The organism is Pseudoalteromonas sp. PA2MD11 (assembly GCF_017808125.1).
Taxonomy (GTDB): domain Bacteria; phylum Pseudomonadota; class Gammaproteobacteria; order Enterobacterales; family Alteromonadaceae; genus Pseudoalteromonas; species Pseudoalteromonas simplex.
The window spans coordinates 16,039-41,491 of record NZ_JADKNF010000008.1; the positions used below are offsets into that span (position 1 = coordinate 16,039).

A 25,453-nucleotide genomic window follows, 5' to 3' on the forward strand; every position below is an offset into this window, starting at 1 on the left:
ATTTCTTGTGTGTTATTTATAAGAAATAAGCCATCGCGCAAAATAAATTTCACGCCTACAGTAAGCTATTTATGGCTTAGAGCTTGAAATTTACGGTTTAAAGCTGGGTTCCCGTGTTGGGTTTCGCTGCGCTCAAACCAACCTACCTTAAAGTTTTGTCCTACAAAAAAAGCGCAAGCAGTTTAACTGGTTGCGCTTTTTTATTTATTCGGTATACCAATGATTAGTGAAGGATACGTGCTCTGATAGTCCCTTCAACAGCACTTAGCTCTTTAAGAGCTACTTCTGATTGGTCTGTATCTACATCAATTACTACGTAACCAATTGATTCATCAGTTTGTAAGTACTGGGCTGCGATATTAATGCCGTGCTGTGCAAACGCTTGGTTAATTTGCGTTAGAACACCTGGGCGGTTGTGGTGTACGTGTAATAAGCGGCTGCGGTTTGCAAGTTCAGGCAGTGATACTTCAGGGAAGTTAACCGCCGTAATGGTTGAACCATTATCTGAGTACTTAGCAAGTTTGCCCGCTACTTCAATACCGATATTTTCTTGTGCTTCTTGTGTTGAACCACCAATATGCGGAGTCAAAATCACGTTATCGAACTCGCGTAGCGGTGATACGAACTCTTCATCATTTGATTTTGGTTCTACAGGGAACACGTCGATTGCTGCGCCGCTCAGCTTTTTATCACGAAGTGATTCTGCTAGCGCATCGATATCAACAACAGTACCGCGAGAAGCATTGATCAAGATGGCGCCTTGCTTCATTACTTCAAGCTCTGCCATACCAATTAGGTTCTTCGTTTGTGGTGTTTCTGGTACGTGTAAGCTAATAACGTCAGCACGTTGTAGTAACTGAGTTAGGTTATGAACTTGCGTTGCATTACCCAGTGTTAGCTTGTCTTCGATATCGTAAAACTCAACGTTCATGCCGATATTTTCAGCCATGATACCTAGCTGTGTACCAATGTGGCCGTAACCAATAATACCTAAGGTTTTACCACGTGCTTCAAATGAGCCGTTGGCTGATTTTAACCAACCTCCGCGGTGCGCTAGGGCATTACGTTCTGGAATACCACGAAGTAATAATAAGATTTCACCAAGCACTAATTCTGCAACAGAGCGGGTGTTTGAGAATGGTGCGTTAAATACCGCAATACCACGCTCACGAGCACCTTGCAGGTCAACTTGGTTAGTACCGATACAGAAGCAGCCGATTGCGACTAGCTTTTCAGCTGCTTCTAATACCGCTTCATTAATATGAGTGCGAGAACGAAGGCCTACAAAGTGCACATCTTTAATGCGCTCAATGAGCTCGTCTTCAGGTAAGGATGTTTTTACGTAATCAATATTACTGTAGCCATTACGCTTAAGCGTTTCTACAGCACTTTGGTGCACGCCTTCCAGCAAGAGAATTTTAATTTTGTCTTTTGCTAACGATACCTTACTCATATCCTCATTCCTATTTACTTTATTTGCGGCCCGTTTTTGGTGCCGATAATGACTTTATCTGCACCGCGATGGGCAAATAAGCCGTTTGTTACTACACCAACAATCTGGTTGATTGTTAGTTCTAATTCTTTGGCGTTGCTGATATCTAAATTGTGCACGTCTAAAATGACGTTACCGTTATCTGTTACAACACCTTCACGGTAAACGGGGTCACCGCCTAGTTTTACTAGTTCACGCGCTACATAGCTGCGTGCCATTGGAATCACTTCAACCGGTAGTGGAAATGCGCCTAATGTTGTAACTTCTTTAGATTCATCAACAATACAAACAAATTGTTTTGCTACCGCTGAAACGATTTTCTCGCGTGTCAGGGCTGCACCACCGCCTTTGATCATCTCATTGTGTGGGTTGATTTCGTCTGCGCCATCAACATACACATCAAGGCTTGATACATCGTTTAGTTCGAATACTTCAATACCCAGTGCTTTTAACTTTTCAGTAGAAGCCTCAGAGCTTGAAACCGCACCAGTAATGGTGTCTTTTATTGTATCAAGTGCATCAATAAAGTGATTCACTGTAGAGCCTGTACCTACACCAACAATGGTATTTTCATTTACAAACTCTAGGGCTGCCCAGGCAGCGGCTTTTTTTAATTCATCTTGCGTCATAATTATGTGCTCAGTTAGCTGTCAGAGAGGGCCTATAGTATACAAACAGTTTGCTTACCATTGGTAGATTTTCTCTGGGGTTATAATGTGTTTTAACGGTACATCCCACGATTCAATTGGCAATGCTGAAACATGCTGACATTGATGGGCAAGGCCTATCAAAATCGGTTTTTGCCAGTTTTCTTGGTAATACCGAGCCAACGTTTTGTCATAAAACCCACCGCCCATTCCTAAACGGTTACCTTGATCATCAAATGCCACTAATGGCATAAGTAAAATATCAAGCTTATCTAAAGGACATATTTGACTGCAATTTAACTTGGGCTCCAAGATACCATAGCGGTTTGCAGTCATGGGTGAATTTTCTTCATACCTCTGAAAGTATAATGTTGTGCCATTGAAAGGGTGGATTATAGGCAGATATAAATGCTGCTCTTTCTTCCATAATTCTTTAATTAACAATGAGGTGTCTAATTCTCCATCATTGCTAAAATAAATGCCGATATGGGCATTTTTAGGTGTTTTTAGTGATTTTAAGTGTTGAGTAAAATTCACTTTTAGCGCAATAGCTGCATTTTTTTGTTGTTCAACAGTCAGTGAATTGCGCTTTTTTCGAATAGATTGTCTGATTTCTGCTCGTGTGTTGCTCATGTCAATATTAGTGTTAACTTTCTAAAAATGAGAAAAGTTCAGGAAAAAGCTCCACTACACCCAAAATGATCAATAGCACAATGACCATGGCAATAAGCGAATAGAGTAGGGTGTTTGAGCGTTTTTTAACGGGCTCTGTTAATTCGTCTTCAAGTAGCAAGTCATCTTCTTGCCAGCTATCGTCACTATCAGCAACGCTATTATTCTCAAGCTCAGGTAAGCGTTGCTCTAAGTCATCAAGTTTTTCTTCTAGGCGAATAAGGCTACTGGTGATGTAATCGAGGGCATCAAAAATACGTTCTTCACGCTCTTTGGTCTGTGCATCTGTATTGCTTGATTGGTTGCTGGTGGCTGCTTGGTTTATCGGTTGGAGCTTGGCTTTAATGCCAACACTTGCGAGTAATTTTGCTTGTTTTAGTGCTTTATCTTGCTCGCTTGGTGCAAATAATGGCTTATGCTCAAACAGGGTTGCAACTTTGTCTGTTGTTGTTTTTAGTTTTGCAGCGAGTTGTTCTGTTGCTTGTGCTTGGTCGACACCGGCTTCGAGCCCTGCAAACATTACGCGAAATTTTTCTGCCATTTGCTGATTATCCAAATCCTTAAATCAATGACTTGAGTATATACCCAAAAAGATTAGTGGAAAAACAAAAGCCCGTATAAAACGGGCTTTTTCTATTATGGACTTGCAAATACGCTGTTTAGTATTTTGCTGCTTTGCCTTCGGCTGGTAGTGATTTAAGGATGAAATCACGTAAGTCGTTATTTGATGACTCAAGATCAGCATGGCGTAAATACATCATGTGACCACTGCGATAGCCTTTAAAGCTTAAGCGCTCTTTCATTTTGCCGCTTGGATCTAACTGCCACATTGTGTATTTAGCATCAAAGTAGTTTGTTGCACCGTCGTAGTAGCCAGATTGAATCATCACGTTTAAGTATGGGTTTTGTGCCATTGCTAAACGTAAGTTTTCACCTGTGTTGTTGCCTGAGCGATCCCAAGGGTGAACATTACCAAATAGGTTATATTTGATATCGGTTTTGTAGTTAAGCTCTTCACGTAGGTAATAGTTAATCGCTGGCGTGAATGAGTGTAACCATGAAGTAAGCTCAGCCCAGTAATCAGGTGACTCACCTGCATCACGTTTGTCGATACCTAAATAGCGAGAATCTAAACGGCCTACAGTTTGGCCGCGCTCGCGCAATAGCTCTTTCCAGAAGAAGTTATTTGGGATATCAAGGTTATTTTGCTCAACAAACTTTTCAGATAAACCTGCGTATTTTGCCGCTTGCTTGATAATGGCACGCTTTTCATCAGCAGGTAAGAAACCACCTTTAGCAATTGCAGGTAAGAACTTATTCACGGTGAACTGTTCAACTTCAGGGAGTAACTCGTCTAAGTCTTTTGCTTGTAAGTCTGCGCTAAGTGCTTTGTGGTACCAAGCGGTTGCAGCAAAGTAAGGTAGGCGGTTAGCAGCTTCTACAGGGCCTTCGCGCTTAATACCAATCTCAGTTGGTGATACTAAAATAACACCGTTGATGTACATCCATTGGCGATTTTGTAATTCGTGAGCAAGGCCAGATACACGAGTCGTACCATAGCTCTCACCAATTAAAAATTTAGGAGAGCGCCAGCGCTCGTTGCGAGAAACAAAGGTATTTAGCCACTCTGCTAAGTATTTGATGTCAGCGTTAACACCAAAGAACATTTTTTGTTGATCTGATTTACTTGGTAGCTCACCTTTTTCGTTTTCAAGAACACGTGAATAACCGGTGTTAACAGGGTTGATATAAACAATATCAGCCACGTCTAAAATTGAGTAAGGATTATCTTTTACGCCATAAGGTTGAACAGGGTAGCCTTCGTCATCAATTTTTAATACACGCGGTCCAGTATAGGCAAGGTGCATCCATACTGACGCAGAACCTGGGCCACCATTGAACGAAAAGACTAATGGGCGTTTTGTTCTATCGTCTACTTTGTCGCGGGTATAATAAGTATATTGTAGCGTTGCAACCGCATCGCCTTGCTCATTCCAAACTGGTTGTGTGCCTGTGGTTGCGGTATATGAAAAGCGCTCACCATTAATGCGGGCTTTGTGTTCTGTCACCACTTTACTGTCAATGTCAATACGACGTCCATTATCAGCAAAGCTTGGAGTACTGAAGGCCAGTGTTAATGCTGTCACTGACAAGCCAATAAAACTAACAAGTTTCATGTTGATTCCTTATTATTCGAATTGCAGCTATTAAAAAGTAAAGCCAACTCGATGACAAACTAATGAGACTAGTCACCAATATTAGCTGTTAAATAAAAGAAGAAATGCAGGGTGAGTTACAAAAAAGTGCACTTTTTAGTAAAGATAGCTTGGTTAAATATTTAGCTAGATTAAAAAATGGCGTATATTGAGCAAGTTTATAAATGGTATACCCAAACCACCTCAAGATGCAGAATTCAGCGTTTCACAGGTGCTTAATATCAAGGCGTTACTTTGCAACAATGGCAGTCCCTTTTAAAAAGTAACAACGATGAGAGTAAGTGCCTGTGAAACGCCCAACGGGTTGGTTTAAAAGCGATTTATACTGCGTTATTGATTTTAACAATAGAACCACTATTACTTGCAATCAATGCCTTGTTTAAATCGCTTTTAATTCCAACTGAAACTCGCACCTTGAGGTGGTTTGGGTATATACACGAGCTTAAGAAAGAGAAGTTGCAATGCAAAGAGTGTTAGTTGTAGAAGACAGTAAAGTAGTACAGCAAGTGTTACGGCATTTAGCAGCTCACTACCTTGATGTAGCTGTTGACTTTGCGTGGTCCTTAAAAGAGGGCGTAAACTATATCGCTAAGCATGACTACACATTAGCTTTGGTTGATTTAACATTACCTGATGCGATGAACGGCGAAGTGGCCAGATATACCCTCTCAAAAGATATTCCTACCGTGGTGCTAACATCTAAAATTGATGAATACATTCGTCAGCAAATGTTAGAACTAGGTGTGGTTGATTACGTAGTTAAAGACAACCGTGATTCATATCACTACGCGATTAAACTTGTTGCGCAATTGCTTAGAAATCATGGTTGTAAAGCGTTAGTGGCTGATGATTCGGTGTTAAGTCGTACTTTGATGAAGCAAATGCTTGAAAAGCAGCTTTTCAAAGTAAGTGATGCGCAAGATGGTGAGCAAGCACTACAAATGCTTAAAGACGACCCAGAAATTAAGTTATTGCTAACGGATTATGCGATGCCAACAATGGACGGCTTTGAGCTTGTTAAAGCGGTACGTAACTTTCGTGGCCGCGATGACCTAGCAATAATTGGCCTATCAGGTGCGGGTAAGCATGGTTTATCTGCGCGGTTCATAAAATATGGAGCTAATGACTTTTTAACTAAGCCATTTATGAACGAAGAGTTTCATTGCCGTGTGATGCAAACTATGGAGCAGTTGTCATTAATAGCCGATATAAAAGAAAGTGCATACCGCGATCATCTAACTGGTTTGCATAATCGACGTTATTTTTATCAATATGCTGAAAGAGTATTAAAAAATGTAGAGCAAGATAACGTGCTTGCCCTGCTTGATATCGACTTTTTTAAGAATATCAATGATCAGTTTGGTCACGAGGCGGGTGATCAGGCATTAAAGCAAGTAGCTTCATTTTTGAAAAGAAAGTTTGATGATTTTACAGTTGCTCGTATTGGTGGTGAAGAGTTCGCTGTAGTATTAAACAATATGGATCTCGAAAAGGCTCAGCCTAAGCTAAATACGTTTCGTGAACAGTTAGCTGAGCACGCCTTTTCAATTAATGGTGAACCTTACTCACTAACGATGAGTATTGGTATAACAAAATTCCATAAAGTATCCCTCACAGCTGCAATGCGCACCGCAGATAAAGCCCTTTATCAAGCCAAGCAGCAATCGCGAAATTGCTTAGTTCAACTATAGTTGTGTTAATTGCACCAGCGCAGGTTAATTGTTAAAAAAATGCACCATTAGGGTGCATTTTTTTTGTTCAAAAACGCAGTTTTGTTTTTAACTTGTTGAAAGGATTAAATAAAAAATAGTGGCATAAAGGTTGGATTGTATAAGTCAACAGGATAACAATAAGCGTCCGAAGGGGGCCACTATGAAAATGATTAGTGCAATAATAAAGCCATTCAAACTTGATGATGTGCGTGAAGCATTGGCTGATTTAGGCATTGAGGGGATGACAGTTGTCGACGTTAAAGGCTTTGGCCGTCAACGTGGTCATACTGAGCTATATCGTGGAGCTGAATACCAAGTCGATTTTATTCCAAAGATCAAACTTGAAATTGCAACTCGTAGCGAAAATTGTCAACGCGTTGTTGAAACCATCACAAAAATTGCTTCAACAGGCAAAATTGGTGACGGCAAAATTTTTGTTTACGACTTAGACCAAATCGTTCGTATCCGTACGGGCGAACTTGATGAAGAAGCAATTTAAGGGGGAATTATGGAAAACACTATCGTAGAGTTGAAGTTCTCACTCGACACTTTTTACTTTTTGATGTCGGGTGTTTTAGTAATGTGGATGGCGGCTGGTTTCGCTATGCTTGAAGCAGGTTTAGTTCGTGCAAAAAATACTACAGAAATTCTAACTAAAAACGTTGCACTATTTTCTATTGCTTGCACTATGTTTTTATTAGTGGGTTACAACATCATGTATGTTGATAACGCAGAAGGTGGTTTCATCCCTTCATTTGGCGCATTAATCGGCACGCAAGCTGCTGATGCTGATCACTCTTTAGAGTCTGATTTCTTCTTCCAAGTTGTGTTTGTAGCAACAGCTATGTCAATCGTATCTGGCGCGGTTGCTGAGCGTATGAAGTTATGGGCATTCTTAATTTTTACTGTTATTTTAACCGGTTTCATCTACCCAATCGAAGGTTACTGGACTTGGGGCGCGGGCTTTTTATCAGAAATGGGCTTTGTTGACTTCGCTGGTTCTGCAATCGTTCACGGTGCAGGTGCTGCGGCAGCGCTAGCAGGTGTGCTTTTCTTAGGTGCGCGTAAAGGTAAATACGGTAAAAATGGTGAAATCTACCCAATTCCTGGTTCTAACTTACCGTTAGCAACATTGGGTACATTAATTCTTTGGATGGGTTGGTTCGGCTTCAACGGTGGTTCGCAACTACTTGTTTCTGATGCTGAAAACGCAACAGCAGTTGGCAAAATCTTTTTAAACACTAACGCAGCAGCAGCGTGTGGCGCAATCGCAGCACTATTTGTATGTAAAGTGTTATGGGGTAAAGCTGACTTAACAATGGTTCTAAATGGTGCATTAGCAGGTCTAGTAACTATTACTGCTGAGCCAGCATCACCAACACCATTACTTGCTTGTTTACTTGGTCTATTAGGTGGCTCACTGGTTGTATTTAGCATCGTTGCACTTGATAAAGCGAAAATCGACGACCCTGTAGGTGCTATCTCTGTACACGGTGTGTGTGGTGCATTAGGTATTATGCTAGTGCCACTTTCAAACTCTGATGCAACCTTTGTTAATCAATTAATTGGCTTAGTATGTATCTTAGGATTTGTATTCATCGCGTCATCAATCGTATGGGCAATCCTGAAAAATACCATGGGTATCCGTGTTACCGAAGAAGAAGAACTAAACGGTATGGATCAACATGACTGTGGTATTGATGCTTACCCTGAGTTTGTTTCAGTTCGCAGTAACTAATCTTAGTGCGTGCAATAGCACGCACATAAAAATATCATTGTGTGTTCAAATCGAAGCTCTACTTAGGTAGGGCTTTTTTGCGTTTAAATAAGTCTTTTCTGATAGGCGAAATAGTCGTTTTTTGACTATGCTTTTAATTCCGAATTAATAAGGAAAAACGATGGATAACAAACTCTTGCTTATAATTATTTCGCTGTTTTTACCGCCTGTAGCGGTATTTTTGAAAGCGGGTGCTGGTAAAGACTTAGTAATTAACATTATTTTATGTTTTATCTTTTTTATACCTGCAGTGATCCACTCTCTTTGGTTGTGTACACGCTAGTCGAGTTTAAGTGACTGTTAATTTTACAGGTGTTAATATTGCGCTGTTTAGGGCTTAATCCTGTAAAATTAACTGACCAATAGCGAACTCAATGGCTGATAAAAAAACTCCTGCAAAAAAGTCGTCTAGCAAACCGAAGGCGGCATCAAAAAAAACTACTACTAAGCGCTCACGCACATCTCAAGTGCCTGCTAAAACAAGTTTATTTAGAAAACTTTGGTCAATTTTTTGGAAGCTTTCACTCGCAGTAATAGTTGCCATGGTGCTGTATCTAATTTATTTAGATGCAAAAATCACTCGCCAATTTGAAGGCAATAAATGGCAGTTACCTGCACAAGTATATGCCCGCGCAATGAGCTTTTATCCCGGGCAGTATTTGTCTCAGCAAGAGGTTATTTGGGAGTTAAACCGTTTAAATTACTCATCTGTGAATAAACTAAGCCGTACAGGTCAGTATGTTAAATCAGCAAACAGTATTAAAGTGTACCGTCGCGAGTTTGAGTTTTATGATGGCCTTGAAGATGCACACGTTATTGAGCTGCGTTTTTCAGGGCAGAAATTAGCAACTATCAAAGATAAGTTTGGCCGCCGTTTAAACAATGCTCGATTAGAGCCGGTTCAAATAGCTCGCATTGGTAATGATTCAAAACAAGATCGCGAGTTTGTGCCGCTAGATAAATTTCCGCCGATGCTAAAAGATACCTTGCTGGTGGTTGAAGATCGCAATTTCTATCAACACCATGGCGTATCTGTGTGGTCAATTATGCGCGCTTTATACAGCAATATTAAAGCCGGACGTACAGTGCAAGGGGGCAGTACTTTAACCCAGCAATTAGCAAAGAATATATACCTTACCCGTGAGCGTTCACTGGTGCGTAAGTTTAATGAAGCGCTTATTGCCTTGATATTAGATTACCGCTACAGCAAAGATGAAATATTAGAAGCCTACCTGAATGAGGTGTATTTAGGTCAGTCTTATAATCAAGGCGTGCATGGTATGGGCCTTGCCGCTGAGTTTTATTTTTCAAAGCCTGTGGATGAGCTTGAATACGACCAAATCGCGCTATTAGTCGCTATGGTAAAAGGGCCATCGTACTATAATCCGCGCCGTTATAGTGAGCGCGCAATGGAGCGCCGTGATTTAGTGCTGCGCTTAATGGTTGAAAACAAGCTAATTGATACCCGTGAGTACCGCGCAGCATTAAAGCGCCCTATTGATATTGCACCAATGAAAGACAGCTTGCAAAAGTCGTATCCGGGTTACTTAGAATTAGTTAACCGAGAATTAAAGCGCCTACTACCTGATCAGCAGGTGTTAGATGCTGGGGTGCGTGTATTCACCTATTTTGACTTACAAAAGCAAACGGCCATGGAAGAGTCTGTTGAGGCAAGTCTACCTTATCTAGAAAGACGCCCTAAAACAGAAGAGCTTGAGGCAGCGATGATTTCTGTTAATGTCGAAAAAGGTGGAGTGTCGGCGCTAGTTGCAGGCCGTGACGTACGTTATTTTGGTTTTAACCGTGTGCTTGATACCAAACGTAATATTGGCTCATTAGTTAAGCCTGCAGTTTATTTATCGGCATTTGAAAGTGGTCAGTTTAATGTTGCCACATTGGTGGATGACTCACCGCTGCAAGTGACTAATGAGCAGGGGAAAGTGTGGCAACCAGAGAACTTTGATAAACAGTTTAGAGGGGCAATGCCACTCTACAAAGCATTTAGTAACAGTATAAACATTCCCGCCGTTAATACGGGCCTTGATGTTGGAGTTGATAAAGTAGCAGATACCCTGAAGCGTTTAGGTGTTGAAGGGCGTATTGATCAATATCCGTCGTTACTTTTAGGTGCACTTGAGCTTTCAAGTTTTGAAGTAGCGCAGCTTTATACAACGCTTGCTGCTGATGGTCAGTACCGTGAATTAACGTCTATCTCAGCCCTTACAGACTCAGTAGGTAAAGTGCTTTACAAGCATGATGTCAGCTCACAAAAACGCTTTGATGATGCATCAATTTACATGACGAAGTATGCAATGAAGCGCGTGACTAAAGATGGCACGGCTAAACGCCTAAATGCTCACTTCCCATCAATTCAGCTTGCAGGTAAAACAGGCACTAGTAATGATTTACGCGATAGCTGGTTTGCTGGTTTTGATCAAAACACCGTTACTGTTGCATGGATTGGTCGCGACGATAATAAGAGCACGGGTCTGACAGGCAGTGTTGGCGCACTAGAGGCCTACATTCGCTACCTTAAACCACTCAACCCTGAAGCCATAGCGGATACTCGTCCTGCATCAATCCGTTGGGCCTTTATTAATGAAGAAACCGGTCTGCAAGCGCCTCCGGGTTGCGGCAAAGTGGTGCAGCTACCCATACGTGCAAGCGAGTTTGAGCCTAGACCTAATTGTCAGCGCTAAACTTGGCCATTGAATCATTTAGCTCAACACACAGTTGAGCTAAATTTTGTACGCTATTCATTGCCATAAGTGCACTTTTCTCTGTGTCTCTGGCAAGTTCACTGACATCTTCAGCGTGGTGTAAAGCGTTTTGAATTGCAGTGCCTTGCTGACTGACTTGAACTGCTATTTGCTTTCCTTGCATGCCAATATCAGACATTGATGCTGCGACAGCTAATAAATTATTTTTAGTGTGCTCTGCACTTTGTGAACCTTGTTCCATCTTCTCTACGCTTGCTTGCATTTTATCTTGTGTTAGCTTTGTTGCGGATTGAAGTGAATTAATAATTTGGTGGATCTCATGTGTTTGTTGTTGAGTGCGTTTTGCAAGGGTTCTTACTTCATCTGCAACAACCGCAAAGCCTCGGCCTTGTTCACCAGCTCTAGCTGCTTCAATCGCAGCATTCAAAGCTAGTAGGTTGGTTTGCTCGGCAATTTCATTTATACCATTACTCACGCTACTAATCGCTTGGCTGTCTTTAGCAAGTAACTCTAAGGCAGCAAGACCCTCGTTGAACTCTTGTTGTAAATGACTCATGTGCGTGGCTAAATGTGCGCTTTCATCAGCACCTTTTTGTACTTTTTTGGCTGCAGATGAAGCTAAATCAACGGCTTGAGAGGCAGACACCTCAACATGTTCGGCAGCTTGGCTCATTTCTGATAAAGCTTGGCTAATAGTTGACACACTTTGTTGCTGAACTTGTACATCTTGACTGGTTTTTTCAGAGTGACTCGTCACTGTATCTGTGGTTGTTATGACACTGTTCGTAGTGTGCTTGACTTCATTTACCATCAAAGAAAATGATGCCAATACATGATTAAACTCTTTTCCTATTGAGGTTAACTCATCTTTACCTGTTAACTTTAAACGCGCAGAGATATTACCTTGCGCGGCACTGTTAGCGGTTTCTGAAAAAAGCTTCAGGGTATCAACTACTAAACGATAAAATCCAAGCATCAAGTAACTGGCTATTATTAAAGATAATAGAGCCGCAGCGATAACAAGGTACAAAATGAATTGTTCATTGTTTAGCTTATAACTAATGATACTCGTAAGGGCAGGCTCAGTGTCAGCAATGTACTCATCTATACTTTGGTTTAAATTCGCTTTAAGGCTCAAAAATTGTGCTTTGCTTAATTCTATCGTATCAGGCTCCAACAGCCTTTGGTTAACTTGTTGCGAAAACTGAGATATGTTTTCTAGTAATGTTTCAGCACTAGGAGATAGTTGCTCTTTTATTTTATTGTCTTGTTGGAAGGCGATGGATAACGCATCTTTAAATTGCCCAGATAACTGGGGCATCGCTTTAATTTGGTTTGATAAAGCAATAAAGCTTTCTGGCGTAAACTTACCTTGATTTAATACTTTTTCAGCACTTTGGTAGGTGCTATTAAGATGGTAAATCAAGTTAGGCAAATGGGTGACTAAAGTACGATTTAAGTAATTAATAGTGAGGTTTTGACTAACAGCTAATTGCGACTCAATTGATACTGTTTCAAGTATGTTTTCTTCACTCGATGCATTGTGAGCATAACCTAAAGTTTGGGCGGAATTCAGCATGGCTTGTTGCTTGTTATCGACAAGATACGATAACAGCAAGCGGTAACTACTGATGCCTTTGTATTGTTGTTTTGAAACTTGGATATTTTCATTTAACAGACTTATTAGAAAAAATAAGCTCAGACACAGAGGAAAAACTAATAAACTAAACAATAAAGTAATTTTATGTTTGTACTTAAGTTGTGCCATTAAATTAACAGCAGGTGTTATGAGTCTATTCACAGTTTTCTCGCTAAACAATACTAGTATAAAAAGAATAGACCGAAAAATAAGATATTTTCATTCAAATAAAAAAAGCCCTCACACTTTCATGTGAGGGCTTTTTCAAAATAATAGCTTTTTACAGCTTCGCGAATGCGCGCTCTGCGGCTGCAATGGTGTCGTTGATCTCTTTTTCAGAGTGTTCAGCGCACACAAAGCCTGCTTCAAACGCCGAAGGAGCGAGATAAACACCTTCTTCTAGCATTAAGTGGAAGAACTTTTTGAAGCGTTCTAAATCACACTCAGTCGCTTGTTGGTAGCTAGTTACTTTTTCTTTATCAGTAAAGAAGAAACCGTACATACCACCTGCGTAGTTTGTTGTAAGTGCAATACCTGCTTTTTTCGCAGCGGCTTCAAAGCCTTCACAAATTGCTTTGCTCTTTGCTTCAAGCTCGTCGTGCAGGCCGTCAGCACTTAAAAGTTCTAAAGATTTTAAACCGGCAGCCATGGCAATTGGGTTACCTGATAATGTGCCCGCTTGATAAACTGGACCAACAGGTGCGATGTAATCCATGATTTCTTTCTTACCGCCAAATGCACCCACAGGCATACCGCCACCGATCACTTTACCTAAACAGGTTAGGTCTGGTTTGATGTTGTAGTAAGCTTGTGCGCCACCTAAAGCAACACGGAAACCTGTCATTACTTCATCAAAAATAAGCACAGATTTGTATTCATCACACACCTCACGCAGACCTTCTAAGAAGCCTGGTACAGGTGGAATACAGTTCATGTTGCCAGCAACTGGCTCAACGATGATACAAGCGATGTCGTCAGCATATTTTGCGAAAATTGCTTTTACTTCATCAAGGTTATTAAACGACACAGTTAATGTGTGCTTAGCAAAGTCTTCAGGAATACCTGGTGAGTTTGGTACACCCATAGTCAGTGCGCCTGAGCCTGCTTTTACTAGTAGTGAGTCTGCATGACCGTGGTAACAGCCTTCAAACTTTAAGATTTTGTCACGGCCAGTGAAACCACGTGCTAAGCGAATTGCACTCATTGTTGCCTCAGTACCTGAGCTTACCATACGTACTTTTTCGATTGATGGTACTAGCTCTTTTACTTTTTCGGCCATTAAGATTTCAGTTTCGGTTGGCGCACCATAGCTTAAGCCATTTTCTACGGCTTCTAATACCGCTTGCTTAATAGCTGGGTGGTTATGGCCCATGATCATGGGTCCCCATGAACCAACGTAATCGATATAACGGTTACCATCAGCATCAAAGGTAAAAGGGCCTTCAGCTTTAGTGATGAATAAAGGAGTACCGCCAACGCCATTGAAGGCACGAACTGGTGAGTTAACACCGCCTGGGATTGATTCTTGCGCGCGATTAAAAAGATCTTGGCTAATTGTCATGAATAGTCCTATTGGGTTGTCACGTTAAATGAGTTGGTTTGCGAGGGCTCAAAGAGCCCAAAACGAAGCAAGTTAGCTATTACGTTTACGGCTAAACCAAGGCACGTCGACTTCATATTGCTCAACTTTGTCGGCAACATCTAAGGTTAGAGCAAACAACGCCATGCGAATTAACACGCCATTTTGCACTTGGCGGAAAATTGCTAGGTTGTCGTTGCTATTTAAATCGTTATCTAGCTCGTTTGCCTCTAAACGGCTGTCACGAGGGAGTGGGTGCATCAATACTGAGTTTGGCTTACAGTGTGCGTTGTAAATTGCTTGGCTGATACGGAAACCACCACGGTATTTGTTAGCTTCTTCTTGTGAAGGGAAGCGTTCTTCTTGGATACGGGTTTGATACACAATATCGGCCGCCAAGTTGCCTTCCATCTTATCGACTACTTGAATTTTATGACCTGCGTTATCTACAGCATCTAAAATGTAGTCTGGCATTTGTAAGCCATCAGGTGCCACCATAGAGAACTTAACGTCTTTATAATGACAAAGTAATTTAGATAAAGAGTGCACAGTACGGCCATATTTTAAATCACCTACTAGGGCAATGTGCATACCGTCGATGCTTTGGTTGAAGCGACCTAGTTCACGCTCAATTGTTAGTAAGTCCAGTAGGGCTTGTGTTGGGTGCTCATTTGGGCCGTCACCGCCATTAATCACTGGCACGTCACACCCAGTGGCAAACTCAGCAACAGATCCTGCGTCAGGGTGGCGCATTGCGACTGCATCTGCATACGCTGAGATAACGCGAGCGGTATCATACAAAGATTCACCTTTTGCAAGCGCCGAGCTTTGCATACCTGTTGTTTCACGAACCAAACCACCTAGTAAGTTAAATGCTGTACCAAAACTTACGCGAGTACGCGTGCTTGGTTCAAAGAACAAGTTCGCTAAAATTGCGCCCTCTAAAACATTGGTGCGCTTTTGCTTTTTAGCATAAGGCTCCATTTTCTTAGCAACTGCAAAAATACGTTCAATACAATCTCGATCAAGCTGATTGACCGACAGGATATTTTCACCTTGGAAACTTAGCATGGGGTTTGTTCCTAATCATATTTATAGGGCGCTGGCACTCGGTATGGGAGGCCGCATAAATTTGCGCAGTACTATAGCAAATTTTTAACGTTCACAGCAGCAAATTATAAGTTAGGTTTAATAATTGCCAGTGCCACTATAGCTAAAAGGATGAGTACCGGAATTTCATTAAAAATACGGTAAAAGCGATCGCTACGAGTATTGCGATCATGCTTAAAGTCAGCCAGTAATTTAAAGCAATAGCCATGATAAATATAAAGGATAATTACTAACACCAGTTTGTAGTGCAGCCACATGCTGTATCTAAACCAATCACGACCATATTCAAAAATGGTCAGTAAGCCAAATACCAATGTTAAAACGGCAAACGGCGTCACAAAAAACAGTAAGCGGCGTTCCATTACTTTCAGCATTGAGTTACAGGCTTTTTCTTCACTCATTGCGTGGTAAACAAAAAGACGTGGCAGGTAAAAAATACCGGCAAACCAAGCAATCATAAAAAATACGTGGAAGGTTTTATAAACTAATAGCGCAGTCATTTAAGCATCCATTTTAATTGTTATAACAAACTATTGCGTATGGTAAGAATATGTCTGATTTGGTCCCAACGCAAAAGGCCCATAATCTGTTGGTTATCAAGTAGGTTGTAAATATACACCGCACCGCTGCGTTTATCTTTTAGTAAGTCAAAAGCATCGGCTAATGTTGCTTGGCTACTAAGGCCGGCAAGGCTGACATATTTGATGTTACTTTCTTGGTCAGACATCAAACTTAAATCATATTCAGCAAGACGATAGCCATTCTCTTCATCATGAACAATCAGCGGGGTTTGGCTATCAAGGGCATCGAGCGATTCTTTAATTTGTTGTTTGTCGTCACTGTAAAGCAGTTTGAACTGCTCATCCATTTCATCCATAACGCCTACTTTTTGTAATGCTTCTGTGGCAGGCGATATTTGATACTCAAGCCCTTGGAAGTCAAGTTGCTGCATAAAAATAGAGCGGTTACCAAAAAACTGTAATGCTGTGACATAAGCCGTTGAGATCACCAACATGGCTGGCACAATGATCTCGGGGCTTGAGGTTAACTCCATAACCGTAGTGAGTGCAGCAAGTGGTGCGTGTAATGTAGCGGCCAATAACCCTGCCATGCCAAGCATGCTGTAGGTACCTGTGATATCTACTCCTGGGCTAATAAACTGCGCAAAGAAGGCCATTAAGGTGCCCATTAATACCCCAAGCCCAATAACAGGGCCGATGATCCCACCTGGAATACCTAAACCAATGGCAAATAAGGTGGCGAGTAATTTGGCAATCAAGATGGTTGTTAAAAACTGCACATCATCTGGTGATTCAATAGCAATAGTGATGGCGCTCATACCTGAACCCATTGCATGAGGAACCATATAAGCAATTAACCCTGCAATTAACCCTGCCAGTAATAGGCGAGGAAACATGCTAAGCGGTTTAAAAGTGCGGATTATAAGCATCAAGTTTTGGTTAAACGCATAGGCAACAGCCCCTAGTGCCATACCAAATATGATTAAAAATGGGTAATGCCAGCCACTCAATGGGTTCATGGTGATAAGCGCAAGCTCTGAAGCATCACCAAATACAAACTGAGTGGCTAAAGCACCAGTAACCGCAGCGAGCATAATGGGCACAAAAATATGCACTTTATATTCCCTAAGCACCACCTCCATAACAAAGATAACGGCTGCAAGTGGGGTGTTAAATGAGGCTGCAATTCCGGCTGCAACGCCACAACCGGTGAGGGTACGCATTGCATTGTGTGGAAGGTGTAGTTTATCGGCCAGTAAACTGGCACCTGTTGCACCCATATGTACCGACGGGCCTTCTCGGCCCACCGAAAAACCACTGATCAAGGCTAAAGCACCACCAACAAATTGGTTAACCGTGTTATAGAGTGGCATATGACCGTAGTATTTTTTTATTCGATGAATGACAAATGGAATACCAAGTCGATAATGTTTAAATCCAGTTGAAGCTGCAAAAAGGGCAATTAATAAGGCTGCGCCGACTGGTAATAAAACACGTTCAAGAGTAGGAAGCGTAGAAAAGTCATCAGGCTTTTCTAAGAATAAGCTCTGGAAAAACATGATCGTAAGGCGAAAGAATATGATCAGCACTGCCGCAATTAACCCTGCACTCACACCAAGTAAGCACAATTGCACAGATGTTTTAGGCTTTGCTAGTCGACGTCTTAGTCTCTCAAGCCACACGCATATTTCCTCACAGCACTTTTGAGCCGCAGTTTACCAAATCAAACTCACTAAGTCGTTGGCATTTTATATTTTTATCTTCTTTTTGGGAAAATCGAGCTGATTATAATATTTAATGACTGAGCCAAGGTTATGGTTGCATACTTATCACTGTCATAGGAGAGTTATGTTTTTGCTTGTACATGCGCTCATCAGCTTTATTTAATAAGTCATCAAGTGATTTTGCATCATCAGGATATAAAGCATAACCAACACTTGCGCCTACATTTAAATAACCCACCTCAGATGCAATTGGCGTTGATATTGAGTTAATAAAACGTGTTAGAGCTCGCTCAATCTGATTTTGATTTTCTATATCAGTAATGACGATGACAAATTCATCACCCCCAATGCGTGCAACACAATCTGTTTTTCGGGCTGTTTCAAGTAACCGTTTAGCAATTTCAACAAGCACGAAATCACCAACTAAATGACCATGGGTGTCATTGATGGGCTTAAATTTGTCAAGGTCAAAGTATAAACAACCAACCTTACCACCTGTGCGTTCAACACGGTCAAACTCATGATTAATAAACTTACTTAAAGCGCTTCTATTTGCAAGACCGGTAAGATGATCTGTTTGTGCCAACATTCGTATCTGTTGCTCAGCCAAAACCCGCTTGGTAATATCAAAATTGACGCCGATCATCCGTTTTCCGTAGATTCTTCCGTCGGCATTGATATAGCGAGTTCTGCCAGAAGATAAAACGATACGAAACTCAGCATGAAATTCTTCATTGTTTAGTATCGAAAGCTTGAGCTTATTTGTAACGTCCTCATAATCATCTGGGTGTAAGGTGCTCGCCCATGTTGAGTAATTGCCTTTAAAAGATGTTTTTGGAATTTCGAACAAGGTATGCATCCAGTCATCCCAGATTAATTCATTGGTTTCAAAGTTCCACTCCCAAATTCCAATGTGTGCTGCATCTGCAGCCATTGACATCCGTTGATGTAAGTTCTCAAGATCTGTTTTTGCTTGTTTTAATTCAGTAACATCTTCAGATACATCCAGTAAGTAGCGAGCTTTTCCTTGAGCGTCTCTAATTGCGAGCTTTCTGGTTCGAAGATAATGCGTTCGACCATTTATGGTCATAGGCTTCTCAGTTACAAAAAGTGTTTCGTTACTTTTTAGTACATCCCTATCAGTTTGAATAAAATTCACGGCGTCCTCATCGCTAAAAATATCAAAGTCATTTAAGCCAATGAGTTGCTCTTTAGTTTTACCTAAAAGTTGCTCACCTGCTTTATTGACATGGCTAAATGTTAGATGCTCGGCCTCTTTTACGAACAGCATAATAGGTAAGTTATCGAAAATTGTTTGTGTAAACGCTTCTTGGTTTTGAATGTCGCTTAGGTCTTTAATAGTTGCAACGTAAGAGCCCGCTTCTTTTTTGCCAATGGAGCTAATTGTGAGAGTGATAGGAAAGTAGCATTTATCTTTACGTAACCCCTTTAATAGGCGGCTCTTATTTGTACTCACGTTTTCTTTTTTTTGCTGTGGGTCGCAGAATATCTCATCTAACTGCGATGATTGTTTTGGGATTAAAGTGTGGATATGTTTACCGATTAGGTGGGTTGGTTCATAGCCAAAAACAGGAAGAACTGCTGGGTTAGCGAATTCAATTACTCCTACATTATTAAAGCTAATAACGACATCTTGAACTGTATTCAGCACGGCTTCAAGTTTGGCTGATAGTAAACTTCGTGCTCTAAGTTCGACAATCCCTAATACGAACAGACTTAGGGCTAATAAGACGGATATAATTAATTTTGCAAGCGCAGCGTTATCATGGCCAGATGTATAAATGGTATAATCAGTCTCAAATACAGTCATTGAAATCATACCAATGTAGTGCATGCTTGAAATAGCACTCCCCATAATGACTGCAACGAGAATGTTTATACGTGTTTGGTTTACCTCACGCTCATTTCTAAAATCATTAATCCATAGTGCAATGCCAGAAAGAACAATTGCGACTAAAATCGATAATGAAAATAACCAAGGTTCATAGGCCATGTGGGCTGGCATCATCATTGCCATCATGCCAATAAAGTGCATACAACCAATACCAGCCCCCATAAGTACACTTCGAAAAACTAGCCCTTTGCCACGCCCAATAGTGGGGGAAAGAACAATATAACTTGCAAAAACGCTTGGCAAAATAGAGATCAAAGTGACCGTGATGTTGTATTCAACAGCGATAGGAAGTTTATAGGCGAGCATACCTACAAAATGCATACCCCAGATACCAATACCTAAAAAGCACGATGCTAACAAAGTCCATACAAGGCTTTCATTTCTTAATTGAGAGCTTTTAATTTTTGCTGATAGTAAAAATGAAATGTAAGAAGCAAAGACCGCAGTAAGTACGGATAAGCAAACGAGTAAACTATCGTACTGCGCAGGGATTGTTTGCGAGCTAGTTAAGCTTGGACTAATGAAATGCAGCTTTAAATGATCTATCACTGTGATGGTCCCTCATCGCATAACTTTTACATGGGTAAAAAGTACTACAATTAAATGTTAGTTCAATGCGAATATGTTAGCCAATCCTATACTAAAATATTTTCAATGGGAGGCGATACTTGATTAAAATACTCGGGTATTAGATAATTGCGACCATTATAGGTTTTGAGGGTTTTGGTATGTCAGATGAGTTGCCAATCAAGTTCAGCGATGCAGCAGCTGTTCGCGTTAAACAGTTAATCGAGGAAGAAGAAAATCCTGATCTAAAGCTACGTGTATACGTTACAGGTGGTGGTTGCTCAGGTTTCCAATATGGTTTTACTTTTGATGAAAAAGCTAACCCTGGCGATTTAGAAATTGTTAAAAATGGTGTAACGCTAGTTGTTGACCCTATGAGTATTCAATACCTAGTTGATGGTACCGTTGATTACACAGAAGGCCTTGAAGGGGCTCGCTTTTTTGTGAATAACCCGAACGCAACTACAACCTGTGGTTGCGGAGCCAGCTTCAGCGTTTAATTATTTATGAAAGCCACTTGATGTGGCTTTTTTATTGCTTTAACTTCTCATAATATCCTGCCTCTGCTAAATTTTACGCATTATTAGAAGGAATTTTGCGTTGCCAAATATAACTACAACAATAGAAAAGAAACCCTATATTTTAGCTATCGCCATTGTTTTGGTGATTATATTGTGGATGCTATCCGGCGATAGCAAAGCAGATCAAAACGCGCAGCAAAGTAAAGAACAAGCCCAAGAGCGCTTGCCTAAAGTGCAGGTGATGTCATTAGTTGCTAAGAAAATAAATAAAAACCTGACCTTTTACGGTAAATCAGAGCCTGACAAAATCGCAAATATTAGCGCTAGGCAAGCAGGACAAGTACTCGAAATCTTGGTTGAAGAAGGTCAGTTTGTAAAACAAGAACAGGTTATTTTACGCCTCGATAAGTCTGATTTAGCCGCCCAAATTACATCAGCAGAAGCCTTAGTGGCACAGTATCAAACTGAATACGAAGGCGCCCTTAAGCTAAATCAGCAAGGTTTACAGAACAAAGTATTAACCATGCAAGCGCAAGCTATGTTGCAACAGGCTAAAGCAACCTTAGTTAGCCTTGAATTAAAACTAGAGCGCACTGAAGTACGCGCTGCTTTTGATGGCGTTATTAACAAACGTTTAGTCGAAATTGGTGATTATGTTGGCATAGGCGACCCTATTTTACAGCTCGCTGATTTAGACCCGTTAATTGTTAGAGCCGATGCAACCCAAAAAGAAGTGCAAGGCTTAGAAGTCGGGCAAGCTACTTTTGCTCATGTTTTAAATGACAAAACCTATCCTGGTCGTATTCGTTATATTGCATCTGTTGCTGATGACAGCACGAATACATTTCGTATTGAAGCAGCGTTTGAAAACCCAGGAATGAAATATAAAGCAGGTTTTTCGACTCAGCTTAATATTGAGTTGCCAACTGAGCCTGCAATGTTATTAAGCCCAGCTTTTATGGCCCTTGATGAGCAAGGTAATATCGGCGTAAAAGTCGTGAATGACGATAATATTGTTGAGTTTAAATCGGTGAATCTGGCTAAAAGTACCGAGCAGGGGGTTTGGCTTTGGGGTTTAGGCGAACAAGCAAATGTCATTACCCTTGGTCAAGGTTTTGTGCGTGCCGGTGATAAAGTTGAGCCCGTGTTTACTGAAGCTACGAGCAACTAAGTATGAAAAACTTAATCGAAGCGTCGTTGACTCACACGCGTACAGTTTTATCTATTTTCATCTTGTTGCTGATCTCGGGCTGGGTGACATATCAAACCATCCCTAAAGAAGCGAATCCTGATGTCACCATTCCTTTTATTTATGTGTCGATTATTCATGACGGTATTTCCCCTGAAGATGCTGAGCGGCTATTAGTTAGGCCAATGGAGATTGAGCTCCGCTCGATTGAAGGCGTAAAAGAAATGTCAGCGGTGGCAAGTGAAGGGCATGCCTCTGTGACCCTTGAATTTATCGCGGGTATGGATCCCAAAGAAGCCTTAGCGGATGTACGAGATAAAGTCAGCTTAGCTAAGGCGAAACTGCCTTCTGAATCAGAAGAACCAGAAGTTCATGAAATTTTGATGGAAGACGAGCAACCGACTATTACATTAACTTTGTCCGGTGATGCGCCAGAACGAGGTTTGTTAACCCTTGCTCGTAATCTTAAAGATGAACTAGAAAGCATTTCTAGCGTATTAGAAGTTGATGTAGGTGGTGATCGCGAGGACATGGTCGAAATTGAGGTCGATCCACTGGCGATGATTTCTTATGGTCTTGAACCGAGTGACATCATTCAACTGCTATCAAATAACAACCGCTTAGTTGCTGCCGGTACACTTGATACTGGTAAAGGACGCTTTGCTGTAAAAATCCCGTCGGTATTTGAGACGATTCAGGATGTCATGGAGCAACCCGTGAAAGTCGTTGGCGATAGGGTGGTACGTTTTATGGACGTAGCAAAAATTCGTCGAGCGTATAAAGACCCAACCTCAATCGCACGTATTAATGGCCGCCATGCGGTTTCGCTGGAAGTAAAAAAACGTGCTGGTGAAAATATTATTGATACGGTCGAACAAGTGAAGCAAGTGGTCAATGAGGCCAAGAAAATATGGCCTGATCATATACGCGTTGATTACACCGGCGACATGTCAAAAGACGTAAAGATGATGCTTTCTGATCTGCAAAATAATGTGCTGTCTGCCGTATTATTGGTGGTTATCGTTATTGTGGCGGTACTTGGTGCGCGCACGGCATTTTTAGTGGGTATTGCCATTCCCGGTTCATTCTTAACGGGGATTTTAGTGATCTCTGTGTTTGGTTTAACGGTGAATATCGTGGTGCTCTTTGCGCTCATCATGGCTGTCGGTATGCTGGTGGATGGCGCAATTGTTGTTAGTGAGTTTGCAGACAGAGCAATGAGTGAAGGCAAACAGCGCAAGGTTGCATATAAACTGGCTGCAGAACGAATGGCATGGCCAATTATCGCCTCTACGGCAACAACATTAGCGGCCTTTGCCCCGCTGATATTTTGGCCGGGAATGATGGGCGAGTTTATGAAATACTTGCCGATTACACTTATTGCTACCTTGTCTGCGTCATTACTTATGGCACTGGTGTTTGTACCAACTATTGGTGGACTAATAGGTAAATCAAGGCCGCTTTCTGAGCAGCAAAAACATGATTTAGAGTTAGCAGAGTCTGGCGATTTAACACAAATTAAAGGAATGCTTGGGCGTTATATTCGAGTACTTGATTATGCAACAGAGCGTCCTTGGTGGAGCCTTGCTGCTGCAATTGTGTTTTCCATTATGGTGTTCTTTGCCTTTGCTATTTCTAAGCTTGGCGTTGAGTTCTTTCCTGATGTTGAGCCAAATGGCGTCAATATCAAAGTACGTTCTTACAGTGACTTATCCATCTTTGAAAAAGACGTGATCATGAAAGATATTGAATCGCGCATCCTAAAAGTGGAAGGTATAAAAACTCTGTATGCCCGTACTGGTGGTAAAGATCAAGTAGGCACGTTTAGAATGAATCTAAAAGATTGGGATGAGCGTCCGCCCGCAGAAGATATTATCAGCCAAGTTAACGAAATCACGGCAAGTTATGCCGGTGTAGAAATTGAACTTCGTAAAGATGAAAACGGCCCAGGAGGTGGTAAAGCGTTAAGCATTGAGCTGAGCTCTCGGTTTGTTGATGTGCTTAACAGTGAAGCTAAACGAGTAAGGCAAGCTATCGAGAATGATGGCGCGTTTCGAAATGTTGATGACAGTGCTTCAAAGCCGGGCATTGAGTGGCAACTTAAATTGAATCGTTCTGATGCCGCTCGTTTTGGTGCCGATGCCAGTATGTTAGGGGCAAATGTTCAGCTTATTACCAATGGCTTGAAATTAGGGGAATACCGTCCAGATGATGTGGATGACGAGATTGATATTCGCGTACGTTTCCCCCATGACAAACGTGATTTAGGACGTCTTGAAACGTTACGTGTAAAAACCATGCACGGGCAAGTGCCAATTAGTCACTTTGTTGAGCGTCAAGCAGCGCCTAAAGTCGATACTATCCGTCGTGTTGATTCTCAGCGCGTTGTTACCGTTAATGCAGACATGAAGCCAGGTGAACAACTTGCCAAGGCATTGCCGCGCTTACAAGCGCAATTAGAAGAGCAAGGATTAGACCCTCGCGTGAAAATTAAAGTGCGTGGTGAAACTGAAGATCAAGATGAATCAGAAGCCTTTCTTGAGCAGGCTTTTGTGGTTGCCCTATTTGTGATGGGTATCATTTTGGTGACGCAATTTAATAGCTTTTATCAAGCATTTTTGATTTTAAGTGCTGTGCTATTTTCAACTGTGGGTGTGTTCTTAGGTTTAATCGTATTACAGCAACCGTTTGGTATTGTGATGTCAGGTATTGGGGTTATTTCGCTTGCAGGTATTGTGGTTAATAACAATATAGTATTGATTGATACCTATAATGTTTTACGAAGCCAAGGTCTGGCTGCCAAAGATGCGATTTTGCGAACCGGTGCACAGCGTTTGCGTCCGGTATTGCTAACGACTGTTACCACCATTTTGGGATTGATGCCAATGGTACTCCAAGTGAATATTGATTTATTTAACCGTCACATTGATTTTGGTGCGCCATCTACTCAATGGTGGGTGCAATTGGCAACGGCTGTCGCTGGTGGCTTAACATTTGCCACGGTGTTGACACTTGTGCTTACACCGTGTTTGTTAATGCTGCGAGATCGTCGTAGATAGTAATAGGTAAATTCGTTACCGATTAATTAAAAATGAGTGACCCTAGTGTTGGGTCACTTTAATCATCAGTAAAAAGAAGCCTAAAACTAACGCTGATGCGACCAAAATGTATACAAAGCCATTTTTACCTTGCTTAATTGGTACTCGATTGTGTTTTAAAAATAGGTACCATGCTACACACAGTACAATTGGCAACAAAAATAATATACGAAACATTTCTTAGCCTTTTTCAGTATTTACGTACACTTTAAGCATAAATATGCAGAATTTAAAGCGATACTTTCATCTTGTTTGACTTCCAATTGATCAATTTTTTGGTACAGTTAACCAGTTAACTATAGAGCACATGCTTTAATTTTAGCTACACTAAGACATGTATACTAATAAGGTCCA

20 protein-coding genes are annotated in these 25,453 nt (G+C 41.2%); 8 read left to right on the top strand and 12 right to left on the bottom strand.

All coding sequences use genetic code 11. The features are described from left to right. Window positions 1-223: 223 nt before the first annotated feature. The 5 genes from serA to ISP07_RS10420 form a co-directional block, all read right to left on the bottom strand. The gene (gene serA, locus ISP07_RS10400) at window positions 224-1,453 is read right to left on the bottom strand and encodes a phosphoglycerate dehydrogenase (protein WP_054554254.1); all 1,230 of its coding nucleotides are present in this window, start codon (window positions 1,451-1,453) and stop codon (window positions 224-226) included. 14 nt (window positions 1,454-1,467) lie between these two features. After that, entirely contained in the window at window positions 1,468-2,121 is a 654-nt protein-coding gene (gene rpiA / locus ISP07_RS10405) for a ribose-5-phosphate isomerase RpiA (RefSeq protein ID WP_187490954.1), read from the bottom strand. Window positions 2,122-2,175: 54 nt separating this feature from the next. Beyond that, complete coding sequence (locus tag ISP07_RS10410; RefSeq protein ID WP_209327590.1) at window positions 2,176-2,772, bottom strand: 5-formyltetrahydrofolate cyclo-ligase; 597 nt, start codon at window positions 2,770-2,772, stop codon at window positions 2,176-2,178. A 13-nt stretch (window positions 2,773-2,785) separates the two neighbouring features. Continuing rightward, a complete protein-coding gene (locus ISP07_RS10415) occupies window positions 2,786-3,352 on the bottom strand; it encodes a hypothetical protein (RefSeq protein ID WP_054554257.1) in 567 nt (188 codons plus the stop codon). A gap of 118 nt (window positions 3,353-3,470) precedes the next feature. Next, window positions 3,471-4,988 (bottom strand): S10 family peptidase, encoded by a 1,518-nt coding sequence (locus ISP07_RS10420; RefSeq protein WP_209327591.1) that lies wholly within the window; start codon window positions 4,986-4,988, stop codon window positions 3,471-3,473. 500 nt (window positions 4,989-5,488) lie between these two features. Here ISP07_RS10420 and ISP07_RS10425 point away from each other — a divergent pair, with 500 nt between their 5' ends. The 5 genes from ISP07_RS10425 (at window position 5,489) to mrcB (ending at window position 11,215) form a co-directional block, all read left to right on the top strand. Further along, window positions 5,489-6,718, top strand: a complete 1,230-nt coding sequence (locus ISP07_RS10425; protein WP_054554259.1) for a diguanylate cyclase domain-containing protein — start codon at window positions 5,489-5,491, stop codon at window positions 6,716-6,718. Window positions 6,719-6,899: 181 nt separating this feature from the next. Continuing rightward, the gene (locus tag ISP07_RS10430) at window positions 6,900-7,238 is read left to right on the top strand and encodes a P-II family nitrogen regulator (protein WP_054554260.1); all 339 of its coding nucleotides are present in this window, start codon (window positions 6,900-6,902) and stop codon (window positions 7,236-7,238) included. A 9-nt stretch (window positions 7,239-7,247) separates the two neighbouring features. Next, window positions 7,248-8,477, top strand: coding sequence for an ammonium transporter (locus ISP07_RS10435; RefSeq protein ID WP_054554261.1), 1,230 nt, complete (start codon window positions 7,248-7,250; stop codon window positions 8,475-8,477). Between the two features lie 160 nt (window positions 8,478-8,637). Beyond that, window positions 8,638-8,799, top strand: a complete 162-nt coding sequence (locus tag ISP07_RS10440; protein WP_082401591.1) for a YqaE/Pmp3 family membrane protein — start codon at window positions 8,638-8,640, stop codon at window positions 8,797-8,799. Window positions 8,800-8,890: 91 nt separating this feature from the next. Next, entirely contained in the window at window positions 8,891-11,215 is a 2,325-nt protein-coding gene (gene mrcB, locus ISP07_RS10445) for a penicillin-binding protein 1B (RefSeq protein WP_209327592.1), read from the top strand. On the opposite strand, the gene ISP07_RS20700 is transcribed toward mrcB, so the two are convergent. The 6 genes from ISP07_RS20700 to ISP07_RS10475 form a co-directional block, all read right to left on the bottom strand. Beyond that, window positions 11,199-13,037, bottom strand: a complete 1,839-nt coding sequence (locus ISP07_RS20700) for a methyl-accepting chemotaxis protein (protein ID WP_209327593.1) — start codon at window positions 13,035-13,037, stop codon at window positions 11,199-11,201. The genes mrcB and ISP07_RS20700 overlap by 17 nt on opposite strands. A 118-nt stretch (window positions 13,038-13,155) precedes the next feature. Next, a complete protein-coding gene (hemL, locus tag ISP07_RS10455) occupies window positions 13,156-14,436 on the bottom strand; it encodes a glutamate-1-semialdehyde 2,1-aminomutase (RefSeq protein WP_138601779.1) in 1,281 nt (426 codons plus the stop codon). Window positions 14,437-14,508: 72 nt separating this feature from the next. Next, on the bottom strand, window positions 14,509-15,525 hold the full coding sequence (locus tag ISP07_RS10460) for an aspartate carbamoyltransferase (protein WP_054554265.1): 1,017 nt from the start codon (window positions 15,523-15,525) through the stop codon (window positions 14,509-14,511). A 104-nt stretch (window positions 15,526-15,629) separates the two neighbouring features. After that, window positions 15,630-16,064 carry a CopD family protein gene (locus ISP07_RS10465; RefSeq protein WP_209327594.1) on the bottom strand — a complete coding sequence of 145 codons (435 nt, stop codon included), beginning with the start codon at window positions 16,062-16,064 and terminating at the stop codon, window positions 15,630-15,632. Window positions 16,065-16,084: 20 nt separating this feature from the next. After that, window positions 16,085-17,767 (bottom strand): chloride channel protein, encoded by a 1,683-nt coding sequence (locus ISP07_RS10470; protein ID WP_138601775.1) that lies wholly within the window; start codon window positions 17,765-17,767, stop codon window positions 16,085-16,087. 130 nt (window positions 17,768-17,897) lie between these two features. Continuing rightward, entirely contained in the window at window positions 17,898-20,273 is a 2,376-nt protein-coding gene (locus tag ISP07_RS10475; protein WP_138618079.1) for a diguanylate cyclase domain-containing protein, read from the bottom strand. 179 nt (window positions 20,274-20,452) lie between these two features. Here ISP07_RS10475 and erpA point away from each other — a divergent pair, with 179 nt between their 5' ends. The 3 genes from erpA (at window position 20,453) to ISP07_RS10490 (ending at window position 25,060) form a co-directional block, all read left to right on the top strand. Then, on the top strand, window positions 20,453-20,791 hold the full coding sequence (gene erpA, locus ISP07_RS10480) for an iron-sulfur cluster insertion protein ErpA (RefSeq protein ID WP_036966451.1): 339 nt from the start codon (window positions 20,453-20,455) through the stop codon (window positions 20,789-20,791). A 100-nt stretch (window positions 20,792-20,891) separates the two neighbouring features. Then, window positions 20,892-21,983 carry an efflux RND transporter periplasmic adaptor subunit gene (locus ISP07_RS10485; RefSeq protein ID WP_054554269.1) on the top strand — a complete coding sequence of 364 codons (1,092 nt, stop codon included), beginning with the start codon at window positions 20,892-20,894 and terminating at the stop codon, window positions 21,981-21,983. A gap of 2 nt (window positions 21,984-21,985) precedes the next feature. After that, entirely contained in the window at window positions 21,986-25,060 is a 3,075-nt protein-coding gene (locus ISP07_RS10490) for an efflux RND transporter permease subunit (RefSeq protein WP_138601771.1), read from the top strand. Window positions 25,061-25,102: 42 nt separating this feature from the next. Here ISP07_RS10490 and ISP07_RS10495 read toward each other — a convergent pair whose 3' ends face one another. Beyond that, a complete protein-coding gene (locus ISP07_RS10495) occupies window positions 25,103-25,276 on the bottom strand; it encodes a hypothetical protein (protein ID WP_171043836.1) in 174 nt (57 codons plus the stop codon). Between the last annotated feature and the right edge of the window lie 177 nt (window positions 25,277-25,453).